The following is a 21,650-nucleotide window of genomic DNA, read 5'->3' as shown; positions in this document are numbered from 1 at the left end:
GTGCAGTGTTTGGAACGGGCAATACATAACTCAGCTAGGTTAGATGATGTTATTTCTTTGCGAGCTCTGCTGCGTCGTCAAGCAGTTTAGATCCTATGTTATCCGGGCAGCCCCAAAAAAAATCATTGGCATTTTTAACACGTGATCGGTCGCATCTTCACACCCGCTCCAATCCTGATAGTGAACCCTTTTGACAAGCTTCAACGGAAGATCGAGCCAGTAAAAAGTGAGGATGGAGATAAAGGTACCCAAGAGCGAGTATTGATTGGACGGAGGCTCTGGGGTCATAAATTTGGAAAACGTTCATCGGATGTCAACTCATCGATGGACTACCCTAAGAGCTCCTGATGGGGTGACCGAGTCATCGCCTACTCAGCTCGAAGTACAATCCCGCAAGAATCTTCACCGGAGAGGGAACCACGGGCATCGACAGCATGTACATGTGCATCTATGGCATGATTCGAGCGGTTCGGTGCAAAATTTCCTGATCATGATGAACGAATCGTGCATTGAGGCTTGAATGCGCAGCTCAATCCGGTCTGTCATACGGTGAACATCGATGATGCTGAGCGAGTGACTGCGTCTATTAAATTGTGTCTGATAACACAAATCTAGACAGAGCGAACACCCGGAAATAGGCAGTGAGAGACATGAGCCTCAGCGATTACCTGAAAGCTGCGTTGAATTCCGAGTCAAGCGACGAGCTTGATGAAATCACCGACCTGTACGTGACGTTACCAGCAGAGGTCTTCAGTTGCGTGACCATTTCCCTCGAAGGGAGCTGGAGGGAAATTGACAGTGTTTGGTCTGCTCGGTTAGACGCAGAAGATCAAAAAAACAATTCAAAATGTCACGTCCATATCTCCAAAACTATGCATCGATCCTCAAAAGGCAAGCAGGTTTCCTGGAACGATGATGGTAGCCGGCATGATAAAAAAACATTTAACGCTAAGCTGGGACAGAGCAGAAAGGTCCAGGCGATAGCAAGGAAAATCTTAGGTCTTGGTGAGTCCATAAGCCTGGAGAGCATTGACTCCAAGCAAGTGGTTGAAAGGCCGCTTCTCAGCGGCTCTCCATCTTTTTCAAGTGATGGAAAAGAGGCGAAGGTTGAGTTCTATGTGGAAAAATCCATCGCCCACCTTCCTGCATGGTTACGTTGGTAGCAATTGGTGAGGGAGAGGGTGAGGCTGAGGGCGAGTCTTCACGCGCTCGAGTCGAGGCAGAAACTGTGTGACGGAAATTGAGATCGTCTGATGGGACTTTTACTGGCAGATACGAAAAAGCCCACTTCCGGGGCGGGCTCTCGCGTGTCTCCAAGGGGAGGCAATTTGCCAACAAAATCTCGGAGCAGACCATCGAAAGCTACACCTCCGGCCACCTTTGTCAGCAAGGATCAGGTCTGGGCTTTAGTCCCGCCTGCCTAGCTGCGCATCACCTTGTTCCAATCAATTTCGTACCCAGCGTCCTGAAGCTCCCTGCTCAAGGCTTGCTTCCAACCTTCGTCATTCATCGAAGTCCATACCACGCCTGCGAAGTCGCTTGGAATTTCTATCTGGCCACGATTCAGTGCACAGACTCGGTCACGACCTAGGTAGCCAAGAAAATAGCCAAGCTCCAACAGAACGTTTTGTCTGGCACGTGGCTCCAATTGTCCGCCCTTTACGCAGCCTTCGTCGTCAGGAGTGAGCAGCACCACCGCGAATCCGACGTCTCGGTATCCCTCAATTTTCTCGATTACGGTGCGACCACGGTTTGCCTGTTCGTGGAGAATGACTGGTTCAAGACCAAGTCTCTCGAGGAATCGAGCCACCGACTCTCTAACTCCCTCGTCATGGCCGTGAACTACAAATACTCGATCTGAATGGACAGTTTTATTTTCAGGGGCCGAGGCGGTCTCGACATCCTCCGATGCTGGGAGATCTGCCAAGTCCTCCTTCAGGCTTTTTTGTGCTTGCTCAAGTAAAGCAATAGAGTTCAGCACCCGGCGTTGAATTGGCGAGTGGTAATCGATCCGCTGTCCGCTACTAATCATCATCGGGTAATACGTGAGGTCAGTGGCGGCAGCGTAAGTGCGATAGGCGCTGGTGTCCTCCCCGAAGCATCTGGTCAGACTATCCTTGATGGCAACCTCCAAAGCCTTCAGCTCGGGTGTATTCCCATCCCGGACGGTATTGAGGTCTAAAGCGCGAAGCTCTGCAATTCGTTCAGATAGCCGAGCAAGGCCACGATCGATCTCTTGAGATGTCAGTCTCAGCTTCGGCTGCGGAGGTGTAACAGAGGTGGTTTTTCGTGCCATGGTCTACTCATTCCTTGGTAGCGGTAGGCTATTATTGCTGATTTTGAAATGTCTGTTCACTCTTTGGGCCCCCGGCCGCTTTATCTTCAGGCGAGACTGACTTAATTATTTTTGCGAGGCGTAAACCCACGTTGGCGGTTTCGCGAGACTGACTTTAAAACTCAAAGTGGCAGCCTACAGACGCTAAGCTACGCGAGCCGACGAGACTGACTTAATTGTTTAAGATCAGGGGCTGTTTCGACAGCCCCTTTTTACGTTTTGGATTCGCTCCATTCAAGGATGCGGGCCGATGCAAAGTCCTTCTGCGACTGTCCATGCACGCTTGTACCTTCGGCGGTCTGAGTGGGTCCTGAAGCACCAAAAACCAAGGTGGGAGGGGGCTTGCTCCCGATAGCATTGGTTCAGTCAACTCACAGGTCACTGATACTCCGCCATCGGGGGCAAGCCCCCTCCCACAGTTTGATCGTCATTGGTTTTGAGAAAGGGGAAGGCTCAGGTCCACCAGTAGCGCACGAGGTGGAAGAAGATCGGCGCCGCAAAGCATACCGAGTCCAGCCTATCCAGCATGCCGCCGTGCCCCTCGATCATATGGCCCCAATCCTTCACGCCGCGGTCACGCTTGATCGCTGACATCACAATCCCGCCGGCAAAGCCCAGCAAGTTGATCAACAGCGCGATCAGGAATGACTGCCACGGGTTGAACGGCGTGGTCCACCACAGCGCCGCACCGATCAGGGATGACAGCAGGATGCCGCCGACAAAGCCTTCCACGGTTTTTGACGGCGAGAGGTTGGGCGCGATCTTGTGTTTGCCGAACAACTTGCCGCACACGTACTGCAGCACGTCGGACAGTTGCACCACGATCACCAGGTAGGCGATCAGCAGCAGGTTGCGGCCTTCATAACCGGGGATGTCCAGCGTCAGCAGCGCCGGGACGAACGACACGCAGAACACCGCGATCATCAGGCCCCATTGCACCTTCGATGCGCGCTCCAGAAAGTGGGTACTGTCGCCGCCCAGGGAGGCGAGGATCGGCAGCAGCAGGAACACGTAGACCGGGATGAAGATCGAGAACAGCCCGTACCAATCGGCATAGATCAGCACGTACTGCAGCGGCAGCGCCAGGTAGAACGCCGCTACCAGCGCCGGGTAGTCGCTGCGCCGGGTCGGCGTGAGGGTGAGGAATTCGCGCAGGGCGTAGAACGACACCGCGTAGAACAGCAGGATCACCGCGCCGGTACCGAGCCAGAAGGCAATACCGATCACGACCACCATCACCCACCAGGCGTTGATGCGCGCATTGAGGTTGTCGATCACCGCATTGGGGTTGCCACGGGTGCGCAGCTTGAGGATCAGGCCGATCAGCGAGGCGGTGACCAGGATCGCGCCGATCCCGCCGAATAACATCAGGGTTTGGCTATCCATCTCAGGAATGCTCCGGGGCGAGGGCGAGCAGGGCGTCGCGTGTGCGGGCAAGGAACGCGGTTTTGTCTTCGCCTTCTTCCAAGTGCAGTGGAGCGCCGAAGCTGGTTGTGCATAACAATGGCAATGGCAGGACACGGCCCTTGGGCATGACGCGGTTGAGATTGGCTATCCACACCGGGATCAGCTCGGCCTGTGGGTAACTGTTTGCCAAGTGATACAGGCCGCTTTTGAACGGCAGCAAGCCGTCCTCCAGATTGCGCGTACCTTCAGGAAAGATAATCAGCGAGTCGCCGCCTTCGAGGGCGGCGAGCATCGGCTGCAGCGGGTTATCCACAGGCTCCTTGCGCTCGCGATCAATCAGTACGCCGTTGAACACGCGGTTGATGATGTAGCGGCGCAGCGCGCTTTTATTCCAGTAATCGCTGCCGGCCACAGGGCGGGTGAATTTGCGCAGGTTCTGCGGCAGCGACGCCCACACCAGCACGAAGTCGCCGTGGCTGCTGTGATTGGCGAAATAGATGCGTTGTACCGGCACTGGCGCGCAACCCAGCCACAGGCTGCGAGCGCCCGTAACGGTGCGGGCCATGGAGGTAATCAGTGTGGCGACCACGGGTTCGAACATGGGAACTCCTTATCCGGCGAAAGGTAGCCAAGGGCTGGCAAGTATCACGCCCAGGGTCAGCAACACTTGCGCGCCAAGCAGCCAGGCCTGTTTGCGCAGCAATTTGAGTGCACCGCGACGGCGTTCGGCCCAAGGCCGGCCGGCGCGCTCGGCCGATTGCAGGCCAAGGGCTTGCAGGGCTTGGTCAAGGTCCGGGGTGCGCTCGGTGTCGCGGGCCAGCAGGGCGAACAAATCGGCATCGAACGCAACGCGTAGCGCCCAGTATTTTTGTAGAAGGCCCAGGATGATCATCCACAACGCCAGCAGCAGGCAGATCGTCGAAACGCTGGCCATCAGCAGTTGGGCCAGACCGAACAGCACACCGACCAGGGTCAGGCCTGTGGATAACTGGTCCAGCGAACGGCCACGACGCAGCAGGCTGGCAACTACGTGCAGCTCCATGTCAGCGGGCATGGGACAACCCCTCCAAAGCCAAGCGATGTGCAGGATGCAGGACCACACGGGTTCGTGCTGTACGAATAATAGCCAGCGCCTGATCGACCGTCGCCGCGCGCCCGCTGTGCAACAGCCAGGCTGCGATGGCCGTTGCGCTGCGCGAGTAGCCCAGGGCGCAGCACACCAGCAGCGGGCCGTCCAAGCGCAAGCGTTCGATGGCCTGGGCGGCTTGCAGGCATTCGGCGGGGGTTGGCGCAATCAAGTCCAGAACAGGGATGCATTGATAGCGCCGGCCTTGTGGATCAATCGGCAGTTCGGCGCAGAGATCGACGATGGCCTTGAATGGCTTTTGCTCGCCGGCCGCTGGAATCCGGCCCAGCCATACGTTATCCACAATCGGTTCAGGCTGTGGATGGCCACGTGTCCACAGCCGCGAATTGATCCAGGCAGCCGCCAGGTAAGGGGCATACAGCCAACGCGCGGCTGGGGTCAGCTGGCCATCGCTGCGTTTCTGAAAGCCCTCGGCACCCAGCAGCCAGTAGTTGGTCGCGACCAGACCGAGGGATGCCGCCGGCCATAGCAGCCATAATCCCCAACCGCCAAAGGCCAGCGCCAGTGCCATCAGCGCCAGCGCGCCAAGGCCGTAGCGCGCACCCAGCCAACCGCGTTTAGAGTCGCGTGTCAGTCGGGCATTGCGCAGCGGGCTGGGATGTTCCAGCGGCCATAGCCACACGCACAACCAGCCGGCGAGGGCGCCTGTGGGTAAGTCGATGAAGTGATGTTGATAAGTGGTCAGTACGGAAATACCGATCAGTGCAAACCAGCCGTGCACTGCCCAGCGCCAGAACCCCTGGGTATGCCGCTGGTACACCACCCACAGGATCACCAGCAGCGCGATATGCAGTGAAGGCGCCTGGTTGAAGGGTTTGTCGAAGCCTGCCAGCACTGCAAACAACCAGCCGAACACGCCCTCCAGTTCCGGCCGTTCGAAGGTGAAGCGTAGCGGCCAGATCAGGAAGCAACTGACGGCAATCACCTGGGCCGTCAGCAGGCGCAGGGCGTGTTGCCTGAGTTCGTGGCGGGTGCTCGGCAGCAGCAGGGAGAAACCGTACAGCAGGTCGATGGACCAATAAGGCACGATGGTCCAGGCCCAGAACGGCATATGGGTTTCCCAGCCGAACACCAGCGTACCCACATCGCTACGCTGGGTGGTGACCCAGGTGGCGAGGCCGTAGGTGCTGAAAAACAGCGGTGCCAGCAGCAGCAGCCAGAGAAGCGCTGGTTTGAATAAGCCGGGTTCGCGCATGCTCAGATCTTCTGCGCCAGGGACACCGTGAAAATGCCCCACTCATCCACACGCTGAGTGATCTTGCGAAAGCCTGCAGCCTCCACCAGTTGGTCCATTTCCGCCTGACTGCGCCGACGCATCACCCAGGCCTGGCCCTGGCGGTGGCTGGTCAAGGCGCGGGCGATCAGTTCCAGCTGCGGGTGCCACGGTTGGCCGGTGTAGACCAGATAACCGCCGGGCTCCACCGCTTCGGCCAGGCCTGCCAACGAACCGCCGACCATGGCGTTATCGGCAAACAACTCATATAACCCGGACACCACCGCCAACGTCGGCTTGGGCTCCAGCGCCGCCAGGCTCGCACGGTCGAACGCATCGCCTTTGACGAACTGGGCAATGTCGCCCAGGCCTTTTTCACGGATCAACGCACCGCCGTCGCGCACGTTGATGTCGCTGTAGTCGCGCAGCAGGATCGATTCCGGCAGCGGCGACACACCCTGCAACGCTTCCAGAATGTACCGCCCGTGACCGGCGGCGATATCGACGATACGCACTTCACGCTCGTCCGCGCGCAACCGCGCCATGGCCAGGCGCAGCAGTTCTTCGACGTTCAGTTTGCGCTGACGAATACCGCGCCAGCCGATGGAGTTCAGGTAGTTGGTGTCGATCATCCGCCCCAGCGCGCCTTTGCCGGTGGGCGTGTTGCGGTACACGTAGTCCAGGGTGCTGCCGGAATCGAAACCGGTGTCGAAGCCCAGTTTCACGCCGTCGGACAGGTTCTTGCCCAGGCCCATGCTGGCGCGCGTCATGCGCCAGTACAGATCGCGCAGGGAATTGCGCGGCAGCGGTGCGGCGAGGGCTTCGGATTCGGCGCAGGTGGCACCCAGTTTGTCGGCATCCAGCAGGCTGGCGCGGTCCAGTGGCTGCGCGAAGCTTTGCAGGATAAAGCGCCTGGCGCTGTTGACGGCCGTGGCGCGGTCACGTTCACCGAGGGTGTCGTGGAAGAAACCGGGAAGCACATGCAGCTCTTTTTTCAGGCTGCCGAGACGCTCGAAAAACTGCTGCTGGGGTTTGCGGTGTACCACGAAGTCGGAGCCGGAGATCAGCAATTGGGTCGGCACCTGAATGGCCTGGGCGTCGGCGACCACTCGGTCGGCCGCTTCGTACAGGCCCAGCAGCACGTTCACCGAAATGGCCTTGGTGATCAGCGGATCGCTGTCGTAGGACGCCACGCGCTCCGGGTCATGGCTGAGGAACTTGGCCTTGACGTAGCTGTTGACGAAAAAGTTGCCGCGAAACTTGCGCATCAGTGCCAGGCCCGGGCGGGCGAAAGGCACGTACAGCTTGACCTTGAAGGCGGGGGAGGCGAGTACCAGGGCGCGGATCTTCGGTGCGTAGTCATGCACCCAGGTGGCCGCGATCACCGCGCCGACGCTTTGGGCGACAACGGCGAGATTTTCTGCGTCGATACCGTAGGTGGCGCCTATGTGGTCGCAGAAGGTCTGTACGTCGCGAGCGCTGGTGGCAAAGCTCGGGCTGTCACCGCGCTCGCCGGGGGATTGGCCGTGGCCACGGGCGTCCCAGGCGAAGAAGTCAAAGTCGGGCAGGCCCAGTTCGTCCACCAGGTGCGCGATGCGACCTGAGTGCTCATGACCGCGATGGAACAACACAATGGCCTTGCGCGGCCCGGCGTCTGCCGTGGCCGTGGCCGTCCAATGCCGGTAAAAAAGCTCGACGCCATCATGGGTGCTGAAGGTGTGCTGTTGCTGTTCGCGCATCGCAGAAATCCTTATGCAATCGGTGAGGTTGCTGATTGTTCCTTGAGGCCGTGGCGCACCCGGTTGACCAGGGTGTAGGCCAGCAGCGCGGCGACCAGCCACATCAGCGTGTCGACCCACCCGGCGCCGAGCCAGCCCAGTGCCACGCCCGTGGCCAGCACGCCGAGTACGAACGCCCGGTCACTCTTGCCCATCGGCCCGTCATAGCGACGCGAGGCGCCCACCATCGGCCCCAACACGCCGGCGTATTCGCTGAACACCGCGAGCAACGTCACCAGCAGCACGGGCGCCAGGCTTACGCCGGGGATCAGCGCAAACGGCAGAATCAAGGCGCTGTCGGCGATCACATCGCACAATTCATTGAGGTAGGCGCCCAGACGTGATTGCTGGCCGAATTCCCGCGCGAGCATGCCGTCGATGGCGTTGAGGGCCATGCGCACAATCATCCACAGCGGGATCAGCGCAAACAGCCAGAGGTGCTGGGCGAAGCCGGCGATCAGCAGGCCCACCAGCACGGAAATGACGCCGGCCAGCACGGTGATCTGGTTGGCGGTGGTGCCGTTGTCATAGAGGCGTTGCACGAGGGGGCGCAGCAGGTTCTGAAAGCGCGGTTTGAGCTGATAGATGGAGATCATGAGGGGCGATGCTTCCTTGTCCGTGGACCCGCGAAAAACTGTTCTGGAGTGTGCCGATTAATTGTCGCGTGCACCAGTGATGTCGCGTGTTTATGGGGGTTTAGTCACGGTCTGGAGAACGCGCAGATTCAAATGTGGGAGGGGGCTTGCCCCCGATAGCGGTGTGTCAGCCAACACCTGTTTTAACAGACCCATGGCCATCGGGGGCAAGCCCCCTCCCACAAGGATCGGCGGCGTGGCCAAAAGCGAACAAAAATTTCACGCTCTGTGTTATATCGTAACGAATTATGTACAAGCGGGCGTTGAGTGGATGCAAGTGGATCTAGAGGCTGCTGGCGCTTCGGTTGAAGGCTTGCCGCGTTTTCAGCAGGGGTTGTTCCATGCCCGTCGATTGAGGCAAGCCGGCATCAGCTTGACTGCCCTGGCCGTCACCGGTTGGGTATTGGCGCTATTTGTCGTTTTGTTTGCACCGGTATCGATCTGGCCGGTGGTGCTGATCAATTGCTCATCGGCCCTGTGGGTGCTGGTTGCCGCGTTGCAGTCGGCGTGGTGGGTGGCCGATTGGCGTGCCCAGGCGCTGGAAGAGCCGCCGGCCGATGCGCAGGTCACAGAGACGGGCCGCTACGCTCGTCTGGTGGAGCGCTTGGGCAAGCAGATTGGCGCGCCGGTGTTGTGGTTGTGCGGTTGGTCATTATTGGCGCTGATCAGCATCATCGAATTCTGGAACCTGACGCTACCCGCCGCGGCTGTCGGTCAATCCGCGAGCATCGGCGCGGCGCTGGGGTTGGCGCTGGCGTTCGGTTTGCTGGTGTTCGAGCGGCGCCTGGCCCAGCAAACGCCTGCGCAGTGGCCTGAAGCCTCCCCCCTGGCGCAGCTGTGCCGCGTGGCGATCGGTTGCCTGTTGGTCAGCTCGATTTGCCTGCTGTTCGCCGGTGCCGAGTCGGTGTGGCCGTTGCGCCTGGCCGTGCTGATCGGCCTGCTGCCCGCGCTGGTGGCGCTGGAGTTTCTGTTGCGCGGCGTGCTGTCGCTGTTCAGCCCACGCCAGCCGCGTCTCGAACCGCGCCTGATAGCGCAGAGCTTTGTCGCGGGCTTGCTGCGCTGGCCGCCGCAACCCTTGCTGGCCTTGCAGCATGAACTGCATAACCGCTTCGGCATCGACCTGCGCCAGATTTGGGCGTTTACCTACATGCGTCGCGCGTTCCTGCCGGTGCTGCTGGTGGTGCTGGCGATCGGCTGGGCGCTGACGGGCGTGCATGAAGTGCCTTTGCAGGGCCGTGGAATCTATGAGCGTTTCGGCAAACCGGTAGAGGTATTCGGCCCGGGCCTGCACGTCGGGTTGCCCTGGCCGCTGGGTCGTGTGTTGAACGTGGAGAACGGCGTGGTGCATGAGCTGGCGACCAGCGTCAGCGAAACGGCCGCCCCCGAGTTGGCCAGCGCCGAAGGTCCGGCGCCGCTGATTGCCAACCGCTTGTGGGACGCCAGCCATGTGAATGATAAATCCCAGGTCATCGCCAGCAGCAGCGGCGACAAGCAGAGCTTCCAGATCGTCAATATGGACGTGCGGTTCGTCTATCGCATCGGCTTGACCGACCAGGCCGCGTTGGCCGCCACCTATAACAGCGCCGATGTCCCGACCCTGATTCGCAGCACCGCCAGCCGTATCCTGGTGCATGAGTTCGCCTCGCGCACCCTCGATGAATTGCTCGGCGAACAACGCACCAGCCTCGCCGACGAGATCGGTCGCACCGTACAAGCCGACCTGAACACACTCGACAGCGGTGTGGAAATCCTCGCCACGGTCGTTGAGGCGATTCACCCACCGGCCGGCGCCGCCAACGCCTACCACGGCGTGCAAGCCGCGCAGATAGGCGCGCAGGCATTGATCGCGCGCGAGCGAGGCGCCGCCAGCGAGCAGACCAACCAGGCGTTGCTGCAGGCCAGCACGGCCCGCGACCAGGCCCAGGCCACCGCCGGCGAAGTGAATGCCGGTGCCCAGGCGGCGAACCTGCGCTTTGTTGCCGAACAACAAGCCTATGCCGCGGCGGGCCGAGCCTTCGTGCTGGAGCAGTATCTGGGCCAGCTCAGCCAGGGCCTGGCCCACGCCAAACTGCTTATTCTGGATCATCGCCTGGGCGCCGACAGTGCGCCGACGATCGATCTGCGTTCTTTTACTTTGCCGGCCGACCCCTCGATGCCGCGTAAAGCCGTTCAATAAGGAGTCTGTCTGTTGAGCGCTCATTCTCACGATCACGGTCATCATCACGGCCATCACCACCATCACCATCACGGCGATGAACAGGCGGCCGGGCCTTTTCCCTGGCGGCGCATGGCCTGGGCGGCAGTGCTGGTGCTGTTCGCCATCGCGGCGGCGAGCCTGGTGCAGGTGCGTTCCGGCGAGGCCACGGTGATTACCCGGTTCGGCAACCCGGTGCGGGTGCTGCTGGAGCCGGGCCTGGGCTGGCGCTGGCCGGCGCCGTTTGAAGCGGCGATTCCGGTGGACCTGCGCCTGCGCACCACCTCCAGCGGGTTGCAGGATGTGGGCACCCGCGATGGCCTGCGCATCATCGTGCAAGCCTACGTGGCGTGGCAGGTGCAGGGCGATACCGACAACGTGCAGCGCTTCATGCGTGCGGTGCAGAATCAGCCGGACGAAGCAGCGCGCCAGATCCGTACCTTCGTCGGCTCGGCGCTGGAGACCACGGCGGCCAGTTTTGACCTGTCCAGCCTGATCAACACCGACGCCAGCCAAGTGCGCATCGCCGAGTTCGAAGCCCAACTGCGCCGGCAGATCGATCAACAATTGCTCGCCACCTATGGCGTACGCGTGGCCCAGGTCGGCATCGAACGGCTGACCTTGCCCTCGGTGACCCTCACCGCCACGGTCGACCGCATGCGCGCCGAACGTGAAACCATCGCCACCGAGCGCGCCGCCGTGGGCAAGCGCGAGGCGGCGCAGATCCGCTCGGCAGCCGAGCGTGATGCGCGGATCGTGCAAGCCGAGGCCACGGTCAAGGCCGCTGATATCGAAGCGCAATCGAGGGTCGAGGCGGCGCAGATCTACGGGCGTGCCTACGCGGCTAATCCGCAGTTGTACAACCTGCTGCGCTCGCTGGATACCCTGGGTACGGTGGTGACGCCAAGTACCAGGATCATTCTGCGTACCGATGCCGCCCCGTTCCGTGCGCTGGTGGATGGACCGAAGGATGTTCAGCCATGAGTGAGCGTGACAGCCCGGACAGCCCCTGGATCCAGGCCGGGCGCCTGACGTTCCTGGCGCTGTACGCAGTCACCGTATTGGCGGCGTTGGCCTGGGCGTTTTCCAATGTGCGCCAGATCGACCCGCAGAACCGCGCCATGGTGCTGCACTTCGGCGCCCTCGACCGCATTCAGAACGCCGGGCTGCTGCTGGCATGGCCGCCACCGTTCGAGCAGGTGGTGTTGCTGCCGGCGGCGGACCGGGTGATCGAGCGTCGGGTGGAGAACCTGTTGCGTTCGGAGGCGGCGGTGCAGGCGGACCGCGTGGCCAGTTTCGCCACACCCTTGAGCGATACGCTGGCCGGCTCCGGCTATCTGCTGACCGGTGATGCCGGGATCGTACAACTGGATGTGCGAGCCTTCTACAAGGTCACCGAACCCTATGCCTTTGTAATGCAGGGCGAGCATGTGCTGCCCGCGCTGGACCGCCTGGTAACGCGCAGCGCCGTTGCCCTGGCGGCGGCGCGGGACCTGGACACTATTTTAGTGGCGCGCCCTGAATTGATCGGCACTGACAACGGCGCCGCCGAGCGCCGCGAACGGCTGCGCGGTGACCTGGTACAGGGCATCAATCAGCGCCTGGCGCAGTTGACCGCCAGCGGCTTGGGGTTGGGTATCGAAGTGACACGGGTCGATGTGCAATCGAGCCTGCCGGGCCCGGCCGTGAACGCGTTCAACGCGGTCCTCACCGCCAGCCAGCAAGCCGACAAAGCGGTGGCCAACGCGCGGACCGATGCGCAAAAGCTCACCCAAACCGCCAACCAGGAGGCTGACCGCCAAGTGCAGGTCGCCCATGCCCAGGCCAGTGAGCGTCTGGCCAGTGCCCAGGCGCAGACCGCCACCGTCGCCAGCCTGGCGCAAGTAAAAGACCCGGGCTTGTTGCTGCGCCTGTACCGTGAGCGCCTGCCGAAGATTCTCGGCCAGGCCGGCTCGGTGACCACGGTCGATCCCAAAGACGACGCCCGTTTGATCATCCAGGGAGCCGAGCAATGAGCGCACCCATGCTGACCACCGCCGAACAGCGCAGCGCCGCCCGGCAATTGACCCTGGCCATGCTGGCCCTGGGTTTACTCCTGCTGGGCCTGGTATGGCGCTGGCTGGCGGCGGACCAGAGCGGGGTCAGCCAGCTGCTGCTCGGTGTTGCCTCGCTGCTGGTGGCCGTGCCGGTCATGCGTTCGGCCTGGTACAGCCTGCGCTACCCGAGCCTGCATGGCATCACCGACCAATTGATCGCGCTGGCGATGATGGGCGCCTGGGCCACGGGCGATCTGCTGACCGCTGCCCTGCTGCCGATCATCATGATTTTCGGGCATGTACTCGAAGAGCGCAGCGTGATCGGTTCCCAGGAAGCGATCCATGCGCTGGGTAGGCTCACCCGCAGCCATGCGCGTCGGGTGCAGGCTGACGGCAGCATTGTGGAAGTGGATAACGCCACGCTGAACACCGGTGATGTAGTCGAAGTGCGCGCCGGCGACCGCGTGCCGGCCGACGGCGTGGTGCTGTCGGGCCAGGCCAGCCTGGACACCGCGCCGATTACCGGTGAGTCGGTGCCCCTGGAGGCCAGTGTGGGCGTACAGGTGTTTGGCGGGGCGATCAACCTGGACGGCCTGCTGCGCCTTGAAGTGACGCGCACGGGTAATGAGTCGACGCTGGGCAAGGTCATTGCGCTGATGCAGAACGCCGAGCGTGCCAAGCCGCCGATCACGCGGTTGCTGGAGCGCTATGCCGGCAGCTATATGGTGCTGGTGCTGTTGCTGGCGGCGGTCACCTGGTTTGTCACCCACGATGCTCAGGCGATGCTTGCCGTGCTGGTGGCGGCGTGTCCGTGTGCATTGGTTTTGTCAGCGCCGGCCACCGCGATTGCCGGGATCGCGGTCGCCGCACGCCATGGCATCCTGATTCGCAGTTCGGCGTTTCTGGAAGAACTGGCGGACCTCACCTCGCTGGTCGTCGACAAGACCGGCACCCTGACCTTCGGTACCTTGCGTCTGCAGTCCATCCAGACCGCTTCGACCGATCGCCAGGCACTGCTCAACCTGGCGGCCAGCCTCGGTTCGGCCAGCAGCCATCCGGTCAGCCGTGCGCTGGCGGGGTTGGCGACGCAGGAACAACTGCTGGCGCTGAGCGATATACGCGAGCGCCAGGGGCTCGGCGTGGTTGCGCACACGGAACAGGGCGAAGCGGCGTTGGGCCGTCCCGAACTGTTCGAGCAACTGAATATCGTCACCACCTCGGTGCCTGAGCACGACGGCCCGATTGCCGGGCTGGCCCTGAACGGGCAATTCCTGGCCTGGCTGCTGCTGGCCGATAGCGTCAAACCGGAGGCGCGCCAGGCCCTGCAAGAGCTGCGCGACCTGGGGCTGGGTCGCCAACTGCTGCTCACCGGCGACCGCCAGAGCGTGGCCGACAGCCTGGCCGTGAGTGTGGGCATCGGTGAGGTCCAGGCCCAGGCATTACCGGAAGACAAACTCAACCGTGTGCTGGGGGAGATCGGCAGCGGTTTCCGGCCGATGGTGGTGGGGGATGGGATCAACGACTCTCTCGCGCTGAAAGCCGGCGTGGTCGGCGTGGCGATGGGCGCGGGCGGTGCCGATATCGCGCTGGCCTCGGCCGACGTGGTGCTGATCGGCAGCGACCTGCGCCGCCTGGGCACGTGCGTGCGCTTGAGCCGGCAGTGTCGGCACACCTTGCAGGTCAACGTGATCATTGGCCTGGGCTGGACGCTGGCCATCGTGGTGTTCGCCGCCTTCGGCTGGCTGGGCGCCGCCGGGGCCATGATTGCCGCGGTGTTGCACAACCTCAGCACCTTGCTGGTACTCGGTAACGCCGGGCGCTTGCTGCGCTTTCACGAGCCGCTGTTGAAGCTTGACGAATAACTTTCAGAAACTTTTGTACACGCTGTAACGCTAAAAGGGCGCCTCACTCTAGTGGTGTGTCGAGACTGGGCAACCCGTTCAGACCGACCCCACTATCGATCTATGAGGACTACACAATGAACATCAAGAAAGCCGTTTCCGGTGCTGCCCTGGCTATCGCTGCCGCTTCCCTGTTTGCCGGCGTCGCCACCCAGGTACAGGCCGCCGACGCTCCGGTTCATTGCTACGGTGTCAACGCCTGCAAAGGCATGAACGATTGCAAGACCGCCGAAAACGCCTGCAAGGGCCAGGCGGTGTGCAAGGGCCATGGTTTCAAATCCATGACCAAGGCTGAGTGCGCCAAGGCTGGCGGCAAAGTCGGCGAGTAACCGACGCGAGTGCTGCCGCAGCGGCAATTGCGCCGCTGCGGACACTGTCCAGGAGCGCATGATGGCCAGTTCTTTCCCTTTCCTGGGCTACGGCCTGGGTTTACGCAACGAATACTATGAACAGATCCTTGCCCAATCCCCTGCGGTGGATTGGTTCGAAGTGATCTCCGAGAACTATCTGGTGCAGGGCGGCAAGGCCTTGTACTACCTGGACGCGATAGCCGAACGCTATCCCCTGGTGATGCACGGTGTTTCCCTGTCGATCGGCGGTCCCCATGCCATCGATACCGATTACCTCAAGCACATCCAGCAGCTTGCCGCGCGCATCCAGCCGGCGTGGATTTCCGATCACCTGTGCTGGAGCCGCGGCAGCGCACACCAGTTGCATGACTTGCTGCCCCTGCCTTACACCGAGGAAAGCCTGTACCACGTGGCCAGTCGCGTGCGTCAGGTGCAAGACGTGTTGCAACGCCCGTTGGTGCTGGAAAACGTCTCCAGTTACCTACGCTCCAAGGCGGATGAATTCACCGAGTGGCAATTTCTCAATGCGTTGACACACCTGACGGGATGCCAACTGCTGCTCGACGTGAACAATGTGTACGTCAGCTCGCGCAACCACGGGTTCGATGCCTGGGAATTCATTCGCAACCTGCCGCCTGAGAGCATTCGCCAGCTGCATCTGGCGGGGCATGTGGATTACGGCGACTACGTGGTCGATACCCATGATCATCCGGTGTGCGACCCGGTGTGGGCGCTCTATCAGCGCACCCTGGAACATCTGGGGCCGGTGTCGACGCTGCTGGAACGCGACGATCATTTTCCGCCATTCGAGGCGTTGCTGGCTGAATTGAGCAAGGCCCGGGAACTGGGGGCCACCGCTTTGGCCAGGGGGGCGCTATGCGCCTGATCGATTGGCAGCTGGCCTTCGAGGCGCATCTGTTGTCTGAAACGTCCACCGCCGCCAGTGGATTTTTTTCCACCCTGCTTGGCGGCCCGACGCTGGATGTAGACACGGGCCTGGCGATTTATCAAAACGCTTACCTGTCGCGCTTACAGGACGTGTTACGCCACGACTTCGCCGCCATCCGCTACTGGCTGGGTGATGAAGAGTTTGCCGCATTGAGCCAGGCGTATGTTCGGCGCTACCCGTCGGACCATTACAGCCTGCGTTGGCTGGGTGAGCGCTTTGCAGTGTTTATTCTTGAGCATCTGGTGGCCGAACACAGTATCCCCCTGGCTGAACTGGCGCAGTTGGAATGGGCGTTCACCCTGGCATTCGACGCGCCTGCGGGCGAGCCGCTGAACCTCGATCACATGGCGCACCTGGCTCCTGAGCACTGGCCGCAACTGCGCGTATCGCTGGCGCCTACAGTGCAACACGTGCTGTGCCGTTTCAATACGGTGGCGATCTGGCGGGCCAACAAGGATGAATCGGACTTTCCCGGCAGCCAGGCGCTGGACGTGGCCCAGGTGTGCCTGGTGTGGCGTCACCGCAACCTGTGTCAGTACCGCAGCCTGGAACCGGATGAGGCCCGTGCCCTGGCAGGCATGGCGACCACCGGCTGGAACTTTTCAGAACTGTGCATCGAGTTGGCAGTCACTTATGGAGAGGGTGCGCCACTGCAAGCGGCCACGTGGTTGAAACAGTGGATCCAGGAAGGGTTGCTCGAACGTCGGGCTTCATAGCAGGCAGTTATTTAATCGATAGCTTCCTACTTTATTTGGCATGGTCTACCCTCACTCCAGACGTCTGAAACAAGGGGGGGACTACTCATGCTCGCGCAACTTCCACCGGCCTTACAGAATCTTCAGCTACCGCTGCGTCTGCGACTCTGGGACGGCCATGAATTCAACCTGGGCCCGGAGCCCAGTGTGACCATTGTGGTGAAGGACCCTACGGTTGTCACACAGCTGACCCATCCCACGCTCGATTCACTGGGCGAAGCCTTCGTCGAGGGCAAGCTGGACCTTGAGGGCTCCATTGCCGAGGTGATCAGGGTATGTGACGAATTGAGTCACGCCTTGATCGAAGACGACGACGGACCTCGTCCGGTGCGCTCGATCCACGACAAGGCAACCGACGCGGCGGCCATTTCCTATCATTACGACCTGTCCAACGAGTTCTACCAGTTATGGCTGGACCAGGACATGGCGTATTCCTGCGGTTATTTTGAAACCGGCAGCGAGTCCATCGACCAGGCTCAGCAAGACAAATTTCGCCACCTGTGCCGCAAATTGCGCTTGCAGCCGGGTGAATACCTGCTCGATGTGGGATGCGGATGGGGCGGGCTTGCGCGGTTTGCGGCGCGGGAATTCGGGGTCAACGTGTTCGGGATTACCTTGAGCAAGGAACAACTGGCCCTGGCCAGGGAGCGGGTCAGAGCCGAAGGCCTTGAAGAGCAGGTCGACCTGCAGTTGCTCGACTATCGCGACCTGCCGCAGGATGGCCGTTTCGACAAGGTGGTGAGCGTGGGCATGTTTGAACATGTCGGCCACGCCAACCTGGCGCAATACTGCCGGATTCTGCACGGCGCCGTGCGCGAAGGCGGCCTGGTGATGAACCATGGTATTACCGCCAAGCATACCGACGGTCGTCCCGTGGGCCGTGGCGCCGGGGAGTTTATCGAGCGCTATGTCTTCCCCAATGGTGAGCTGCCGCACCTGGCGATGATGACGGCCGACATCAGCGAAGTCGGGCTGGAAGTGGTGGATGTCGAAAGTCTGCGCCTGCACTACGCCCGCACGCTGGACCATTGGAGCGAGCGCCTGGAGGACAACCTCGAAGCGGCGGCGAAGAGCGTGCCGGAGCACGCTTTGCGTATCTGGCGCCTGTACCTGGCCGGTTGCGCTTATGCGTTTGCGCGGGGCTGGATCAACCTGCACCAGATCCTGGCGGTGAAACCCCATGCCGATGGCAGCCATGAACTGCCGTGGACGCGGGAAGATATCTACCGCTAAGAACACTGAAGATCAAACTGTGGGAGGGGGCTTGCCCCCGATAGCGGTGTATCAGTAACCCAACTTGTGGCTGACACACCGTAATCGGGGGCAAGCCCCCTCCCACATTTTAAAGGATGGGTGAAATCAAGCGCGCCACGCGCATGCCCAGCTGTTGCAGGCGTCGGGTTTCGCGGCTTTCTTCCTGGCTGACTTCATGGGCCAGGGCGAAGTCGTCCAACAGCATCCGCTCCACCTCTTTGGCGAAGGCTTCGTCGACCGTCAATAACATCACTTCGAAATTCAGCCGGAACGAACGGTTGTCCATGTTCGCGCTGCCGATGGCGCTGATTTCGCTGTCCACCAATACCACCTTTTGATGCAGGAACCCCGGGGTGTAGCGAAACACCCGCACGCCAGCGCGTACCGCTTCGATGGCATAGAGGCTGGAGGCGGCGTACACGATGCGGTGGTCGGGTCGCGAGGGCAGCAGCACGCGCACGTCCACGCCGCGCAGGACGGCCAGGCGCAGGGCAGCGAACACGGCCTCGTCGGGGATGAAATACGGGCTGGTGATCCACACGCGTTGGGTTGCGGCGTGAATGGCCTCGACGAAAAACAGCGAGCAGGTTTCATACGGGTCCGCCGGCCCGCTGGCGAGCAATTGGCAGAGCACGCCGTCTTCCGGATAAGCGTCCGGCAGGATCAGGGGCGGCAATGCCCGCGCGGCCCAGAACCAGTCCTCGGCGAACGACTCCTGCAAGCACGCCACCACCGGGCCGGTGACCTGCACGTGGGTGTCGCGCCACGGTGACAACGGCAGCTTTTTGCCCAGGTATTCATCGCCCACATTGTGCCCGCCGACAAACCCGGTAATGCCGTCCACCACCACGATTTTACGGTGGTTGCGAAAGTTGACCTGGAAGCGGTTCAGCCAGCCGCTGCGGGTGGCGAAGGCCTTGACCTTCACCCCGGCGTCACGCAGCGATTGCACGTAGCGATGGGGCAGGGCATGGCTGCCGATGCGGTCGTAGAGCACATAGATGTCCACGCCTTCGGCCGCTTTTGCCGTGAGTAACCGGTGCAGTTGGCGGCCGAGGTCATCGTCATGAATGATGAAGAACTGGAACAGTACGGCGGTTTTCGCGTTGCCGATGGCTTCGAAGATTGCGCTGAAGGTGGCGTCACCATTAACCAGCAACTGCACTTGGTTATTGGCCAGGCAGGGCATGCGGCCCAATTTGGGCATGGCGCGCAAGGAGGCATAAGCGCTGGAGTTGCGTGCGGCCAGCGCTTCTTCTACCCAGGGGCGCCAGTTCAGTTCGGCGATTGCCCTGTGCATTTCCTGGTTGGCCTGGCGACGTGCCTGGATGTAGGCATCGAACGTGCTGCGCCCGAAAATCAGGTAGGGAATCAGCGTGAGATAGGGCATGAACATCAGCGACAGCGCCCAGGCGATCGAGCCTTGGGCGGTCCTGACGGTCAGTACGGCATGGATGGCGGCGAGGCTCCCGAAAAAATGCAGCGTGGCAATGAAGTAGGCGAGCAGGTGCGGGCCAAAAAAATCCATGAACGACATCACTCCGGGCAGTCCAGTGCGTAACAGACCATGTTCGACAGTGAATGTCGCTATTTTATTTGCCGTGCAACACTGGCGCCTTTGCGGCGTCTAACGCCCACCATTGCCCAGGAGTTACCCGATGAATGCTCGTCTGCTGTGTTTGTCCATGGTTGTTGGTTTGTCGCTGCCGGTGGCGGCGCAGGCGCAGATGTTGGCGCCGGGCTTGTGGGAATTGACCACCAGCAATATGAAAGTCGATAACCAGGACCTGCCGGACCTGTCGCTGATCCTCGGTCAGCTCAAGCAACAGATGACCCCCGAACAACGCGCCATGCTGGAAAAACAAGGTATTACCATGGCCGGTAAAGGCGTGCAGGTGTGCCTGACGCCGGCCCAGGTCGCTTCCGATTCCATCCCCCTGACCGACCCTCAATCGGGCTGCAAACAGCAAGTGACCGACAAGACCGGCAACCAGTGGAAATTCCGCTTCAGTTGCCCTAAAGCGCAAGGCACGGGCGTGGCGACGTTCCAGAGCCAGAAAGAATTCACCACCACCGTCAACGGTACCTTCAATGCCACCGGCATCCAGCAAAAGGGCAGCCTGGACACTCACGCCCAGTGGCTGGGTAACGATTGCGGCACCGTCAAACCTCGCGCTTGACCCTGAAAATGCAGGGGCAGGGTCTGGCCTTCATTGACCCGCCGTCCATTTAGGATCATCAGGCCGCTCATGCGTCAGAACTCGTTTTGCAGGGCTTTGTAACCGCGCACCAGGTCGACATTGGTGCGCGCCACGTCTTCAGAAAACTCCGAAGCGCTGACGCTCACTGGCGGGAATTGCGACAAGTCGGTAGTGGGCCCGATGCGGGTGGTGGAGGGTACGTAGAAGGCCGCGGGCAGGTCGCGCCCGTCCACCACCGAGTTGTGCCGCACCACGCAGCCGTCGCCCACGGCGCAGTTGAACAGTACGCTGTTGAACCCGATGAACACGCGGTCGCCGACGGTGCAGGGGCCGTGGACGATGGAGCGGTGTGCAATCGAGGTGAACTCGCCGATGGTCACGGCGGCACCGGACTTGGAGTGGATCACTACACCGTCCTGGATATTGGAATTGGCACCGATGGTGATCGGGTCCATGGCGCCGCTGGCGTCGACTTCGTCGGCGCGGATCACGGCGTAGGGACCGACAAACACGTTTTCGCCGATGATGACCTTGCCGCAGATGATCGCGGTTTTGTCGACGTAGGCCGATTCGGCTATCACCGGCAGATCGCCGGAAGGGTTCTTGCGAATCATGGTTTGCCCAGCGCGGCGCACAAGGTGTTGAGGTTGTACTCGAACAGCCCGGTAAAGGTACTGGCCGGACCTTCTGCGGCCAGAGCATCGGAGTACAGCGTGCCGCCGATCTGCGCGCCGCTTTCGTCGGCGATTTGCTTGAGCAGGCGTGAGTCCTTGATGTTTTCGATGAACACGGCCTTGACCTTGTCCTTGCGGATCTGGGTGATCAACGCGGCCACTTCGGCGGCCGACGGTTCGCGCTCGGTGGACAGGCCTTGGGGCGCGAGGAACTGGATGCCATAGGCCTGGCCCAGGTAACCAAAGGCGTCATGGGAGGTCACGATACGGCGGTTACCGGCAGGCAGTGCGCCGAACCTGGCCTTGGCTTCGGCCAGCAGGCGGTGGATGTCTTTCAGGTAGGCCTGGCTGTTGCGCAGGTAGTCCGCCTTGTTGGCAGGGTCGGCGGCAACCAGCGCCTTGGTGATGTTGTTGACGTAGATCTCGGCATTGGCCAGGTTGTGCCAGGCGTGCGGGTCGGGGATGGTCTCGCCGTCCTCGTCCATGGTGTGGGAGATCACGCCCTTGCTGGCGGTGACCACCGTGGCCCTGGTTTCGGTGCTGGTCACCAGGCGGTCCAACCATGGCTCGAAGCCCAGGCCGTTCTTGATGATGAGCGTGGCCTTGAGCAGCGCCTTGGCATCGTCCGGCGAGGGTTCGTAGGTGTGGGCGTCGGCGTCCGGGCCGACCATGTTGCTGATCTGGATGTGATCGCCACCAATCTGATGGGTGATGTCATCCAGGATACTGAAACTGGTGACCACCTGGAGTTTGTCGGCGGCCTGGGCCATCGAGAGCGGCAACAGCAGACTGAACAGCACGAGTAAAGCGCGCATTGGAAA

General features: G+C 61.4%; 20 protein-coding genes. 10 read left to right on the top strand and 10 right to left on the bottom strand.

Annotated features, from left to right (window positions below; all coding sequences use genetic code 11):
- Positions 1-650 precede the first annotated feature (650 nt).
- Positions 651-1,163 carry a DUF6367 family protein gene (locus CIB54_RS04400; protein ID WP_198557183.1) on the top strand — a complete coding sequence of 171 codons (513 nt, stop codon included), beginning with the start codon at positions 651-653 and terminating at the stop codon, positions 1,161-1,163.
- Positions 1,164-1,420: 257 nt separating this feature from the next.
- Here the strand turns inward: CIB54_RS04400 and CIB54_RS04395 are convergent, their stop codons facing one another.
- From CIB54_RS04395 to CIB54_RS04365, 7 genes are all read right to left on the bottom strand, one after another.
- A complete protein-coding gene (locus tag CIB54_RS04395; protein ID WP_101218756.1) occupies positions 1,421-2,296 on the bottom strand; it encodes a TIR domain-containing protein in 876 nt (291 codons plus the stop codon).
- A gap of 492 nt (positions 2,297-2,788) precedes the next feature.
- Positions 2,789-3,721 carry a phosphatidate cytidylyltransferase gene (locus CIB54_RS04390; protein ID WP_065933648.1) on the bottom strand — a complete coding sequence of 311 codons (933 nt, stop codon included), beginning with the start codon at positions 3,719-3,721 and terminating at the stop codon, positions 2,789-2,791.
- A gap of 1 nt (position 3,722) precedes the next feature.
- Positions 3,723-4,343 carry a lysophospholipid acyltransferase family protein gene (locus tag CIB54_RS04385; RefSeq protein WP_065953327.1) on the bottom strand — a complete coding sequence of 207 codons (621 nt, stop codon included), beginning with the start codon at positions 4,341-4,343 and terminating at the stop codon, positions 3,723-3,725.
- A gap of 9 nt (positions 4,344-4,352) precedes the next feature.
- Positions 4,353-4,796, bottom strand: a complete 444-nt coding sequence (locus tag CIB54_RS04380; RefSeq protein ID WP_101218754.1) for a hypothetical protein — start codon at positions 4,794-4,796, stop codon at positions 4,353-4,355.
- The gene (locus CIB54_RS04375; RefSeq protein ID WP_101218752.1) at positions 4,786-6,084 is read right to left on the bottom strand and encodes a phosphatase PAP2/dual specificity phosphatase family protein; all 1,299 of its coding nucleotides are present in this window, start codon (positions 6,082-6,084) and stop codon (positions 4,786-4,788) included. The genes CIB54_RS04380 and CIB54_RS04375 overlap by 11 nt, the downstream gene beginning before the upstream one ends.
- 2 nt (positions 6,085-6,086) lie before the next feature.
- Entirely contained in the window at positions 6,087-7,841 is a 1,755-nt protein-coding gene (locus tag CIB54_RS04370) for a bifunctional alpha/beta hydrolase/class I SAM-dependent methyltransferase (RefSeq protein ID WP_065953324.1), read from the bottom strand.
- Positions 7,842-7,852: 11 nt separating this feature from the next.
- Complete coding sequence (locus CIB54_RS04365) at positions 7,853-8,476, bottom strand: CDP-alcohol phosphatidyltransferase family protein (RefSeq protein ID WP_065953323.1); 624 nt, start codon at positions 8,474-8,476, stop codon at positions 7,853-7,855.
- Positions 8,477-8,786: 310 nt separating this feature from the next.
- On the opposite strand from CIB54_RS04365, the gene hflK (CIB54_RS04360) reads away from it, so the two are divergent.
- The 8 genes from hflK (CIB54_RS04360) (at position 8,787) to cfaB (ending at position 17,933) form a co-directional block, all read left to right on the top strand.
- Positions 8,787-10,691 carry a protease modulator HflK gene (gene hflK / locus CIB54_RS04360; RefSeq protein WP_101218847.1) on the top strand — a complete coding sequence of 635 codons (1,905 nt, stop codon included), beginning with the start codon at positions 8,787-8,789 and terminating at the stop codon, positions 10,689-10,691.
- Between the two features lie 12 nt (positions 10,692-10,703).
- Complete coding sequence (gene hflC / locus CIB54_RS04355; protein ID WP_101218750.1) at positions 10,704-11,693, top strand: protease modulator HflC; 990 nt, start codon at positions 10,704-10,706, stop codon at positions 11,691-11,693.
- Positions 11,690-12,724, top strand: coding sequence for a protease modulator HflK (hflK, locus tag CIB54_RS04350; RefSeq protein ID WP_065953321.1), 1,035 nt, complete (start codon positions 11,690-11,692; stop codon positions 12,722-12,724). Before hflC ends, hflK (CIB54_RS04350) begins: the two co-directional genes overlap by 4 nt.
- Positions 12,721-14,607, top strand: a complete 1,887-nt coding sequence (locus tag CIB54_RS04345) for a cation-translocating P-type ATPase (RefSeq protein ID WP_101218748.1) — start codon at positions 12,721-12,723, stop codon at positions 14,605-14,607. The genes hflK (CIB54_RS04350) and CIB54_RS04345 overlap by 4 nt, the downstream gene beginning before the upstream one ends.
- A 116-nt stretch (positions 14,608-14,723) precedes the next feature.
- Positions 14,724-14,975, top strand: coding sequence for a BufA2 family periplasmic bufferin-type metallophore (locus tag CIB54_RS04340; protein ID WP_065953319.1), 252 nt, complete (start codon positions 14,724-14,726; stop codon positions 14,973-14,975).
- A 61-nt stretch (positions 14,976-15,036) separates the two neighbouring features.
- On the top strand, positions 15,037-15,882 hold the full coding sequence (locus tag CIB54_RS04335) for an MNIO family bufferin maturase (RefSeq protein WP_101218746.1): 846 nt from the start codon (positions 15,037-15,039) through the stop codon (positions 15,880-15,882).
- Positions 15,873-16,661, top strand: a complete 789-nt coding sequence (locus CIB54_RS04330) for an HvfC/BufC N-terminal domain-containing protein (protein WP_101218744.1) — start codon at positions 15,873-15,875, stop codon at positions 16,659-16,661. Before CIB54_RS04335 ends, CIB54_RS04330 begins: the two co-directional genes overlap by 10 nt.
- Positions 16,662-16,748: 87 nt before the next feature.
- Complete coding sequence (gene cfaB / locus CIB54_RS04325) at positions 16,749-17,933, top strand: C17 cyclopropane fatty acid synthase CfaB (protein WP_101218742.1); 1,185 nt, start codon at positions 16,749-16,751, stop codon at positions 17,931-17,933.
- 109 nt (positions 17,934-18,042) lie between these two features.
- On the opposite strand, the gene cls is transcribed toward cfaB, so the two are convergent.
- Positions 18,043-19,482, bottom strand: coding sequence for a cardiolipin synthase (gene cls / locus CIB54_RS04320; RefSeq protein ID WP_101218845.1), 1,440 nt, complete (start codon positions 19,480-19,482; stop codon positions 18,043-18,045).
- A 130-nt stretch (positions 19,483-19,612) separates the two neighbouring features.
- Between cls and CIB54_RS04315 the strand changes: the two genes are divergently transcribed.
- A complete protein-coding gene (locus CIB54_RS04315; RefSeq protein WP_065886672.1) occupies positions 19,613-20,134 on the top strand; it encodes a DUF3617 domain-containing protein in 522 nt (173 codons plus the stop codon).
- A gap of 74 nt (positions 20,135-20,208) precedes the next feature.
- On the opposite strand, the gene CIB54_RS04310 is transcribed toward CIB54_RS04315, so the two are convergent.
- Together CIB54_RS04310 and CIB54_RS04305 are read right to left on the bottom strand one after the other, a co-directional pair.
- A complete protein-coding gene (locus CIB54_RS04310) occupies positions 20,209-20,769 on the bottom strand; it encodes a gamma carbonic anhydrase family protein (protein ID WP_065886671.1) in 561 nt (186 codons plus the stop codon).
- On the bottom strand, positions 20,766-21,644 hold the full coding sequence (locus CIB54_RS04305) for a metal ABC transporter substrate-binding protein (protein WP_065953315.1): 879 nt from the start codon (positions 21,642-21,644) through the stop codon (positions 20,766-20,768). Before CIB54_RS04305 ends, CIB54_RS04310 begins: the two co-directional genes overlap by 4 nt.
- Between the last annotated feature and the right edge of the window lie 6 nt (positions 21,645-21,650).

Source organism: Pseudomonas fluorescens, assembly GCF_002837185.1.
GTDB classification, from domain to species: Bacteria; Pseudomonadota; Gammaproteobacteria; order Pseudomonadales; family Pseudomonadaceae; genus Aquipseudomonas; species Aquipseudomonas fluorescens_AM.
This window is presented reverse-complemented; position numbering and strand designations above follow the sequence as displayed.

Excerpts from the sequence above, each read along its gene's own strand:
- CIB54_RS04400 (WP_198557183.1), top strand. The coding sequence starts at position 651 with ATGAGCCTCAGCGATTACCTGAAAGCTGCGTTGAATTCCGAGTCAAGC.
- CIB54_RS04395 (WP_101218756.1), bottom strand. The coding sequence starts at position 2,296 with ATGGCACGAAAAACCACCTCTGTTACACCTCCGCAGCCGAAGCTGAGA.
- CIB54_RS04390 (WP_065933648.1), bottom strand. The coding sequence starts at position 3,721 with ATGGATAGCCAAACCCTGATGTTATTCGGCGGGATCGGCGCGATCCTG.
- CIB54_RS04385 (WP_065953327.1), bottom strand. The coding sequence starts at position 4,343 with ATGTTCGAACCCGTGGTCGCCACACTGATTACCTCCATGGCCCGCACC.
- CIB54_RS04380 (WP_101218754.1), bottom strand. The coding sequence starts at position 4,796 with ATGCCCGCTGACATGGAGCTGCACGTAGTTGCCAGCCTGCTGCGTCGT.
- CIB54_RS04375 (WP_101218752.1), bottom strand. The coding sequence starts at position 6,084 with ATGCGCGAACCCGGCTTATTCAAACCAGCGCTTCTCTGGCTGCTGCTG.
- CIB54_RS04370 (WP_065953324.1), bottom strand. The coding sequence starts at position 7,841 with ATGCGCGAACAGCAACAGCACACCTTCAGCACCCATGATGGCGTCGAG.
- CIB54_RS04365 (WP_065953323.1), bottom strand. The coding sequence starts at position 8,476 with ATGATCTCCATCTATCAGCTCAAACCGCGCTTTCAGAACCTGCTGCGC.
- hflK (WP_101218847.1), top strand. The coding sequence starts at position 8,787 with ATGCAAGTGGATCTAGAGGCTGCTGGCGCTTCGGTTGAAGGCTTGCCG.
- hflK (WP_065953321.1), top strand. The coding sequence starts at position 11,690 with ATGAGTGAGCGTGACAGCCCGGACAGCCCCTGGATCCAGGCCGGGCGC.
- CIB54_RS04345 (WP_101218748.1), top strand. The coding sequence starts at position 12,721 with ATGAGCGCACCCATGCTGACCACCGCCGAACAGCGCAGCGCCGCCCGG.
- CIB54_RS04340 (WP_065953319.1), top strand. The coding sequence starts at position 14,724 with ATGAACATCAAGAAAGCCGTTTCCGGTGCTGCCCTGGCTATCGCTGCC.
- CIB54_RS04335 (WP_101218746.1), top strand. The coding sequence starts at position 15,037 with ATGGCCAGTTCTTTCCCTTTCCTGGGCTACGGCCTGGGTTTACGCAAC.
- CIB54_RS04330 (WP_101218744.1), top strand. The coding sequence starts at position 15,873 with ATGCGCCTGATCGATTGGCAGCTGGCCTTCGAGGCGCATCTGTTGTCT.
- cfaB (WP_101218742.1), top strand. The coding sequence starts at position 16,749 with ATGCTCGCGCAACTTCCACCGGCCTTACAGAATCTTCAGCTACCGCTG.
- cls (WP_101218845.1), bottom strand. The coding sequence starts at position 19,482 with ATGGATTTTTTTGGCCCGCACCTGCTCGCCTACTTCATTGCCACGCTG.
- CIB54_RS04315 (WP_065886672.1), top strand. The coding sequence starts at position 19,613 with ATGAATGCTCGTCTGCTGTGTTTGTCCATGGTTGTTGGTTTGTCGCTG.
- CIB54_RS04310 (WP_065886671.1), bottom strand. The coding sequence starts at position 20,769 with ATGATTCGCAAGAACCCTTCCGGCGATCTGCCGGTGATAGCCGAATCG.
- CIB54_RS04305 (WP_065953315.1), bottom strand. The coding sequence starts at position 21,644 with ATGCGCGCTTTACTCGTGCTGTTCAGTCTGCTGTTGCCGCTCTCGATG.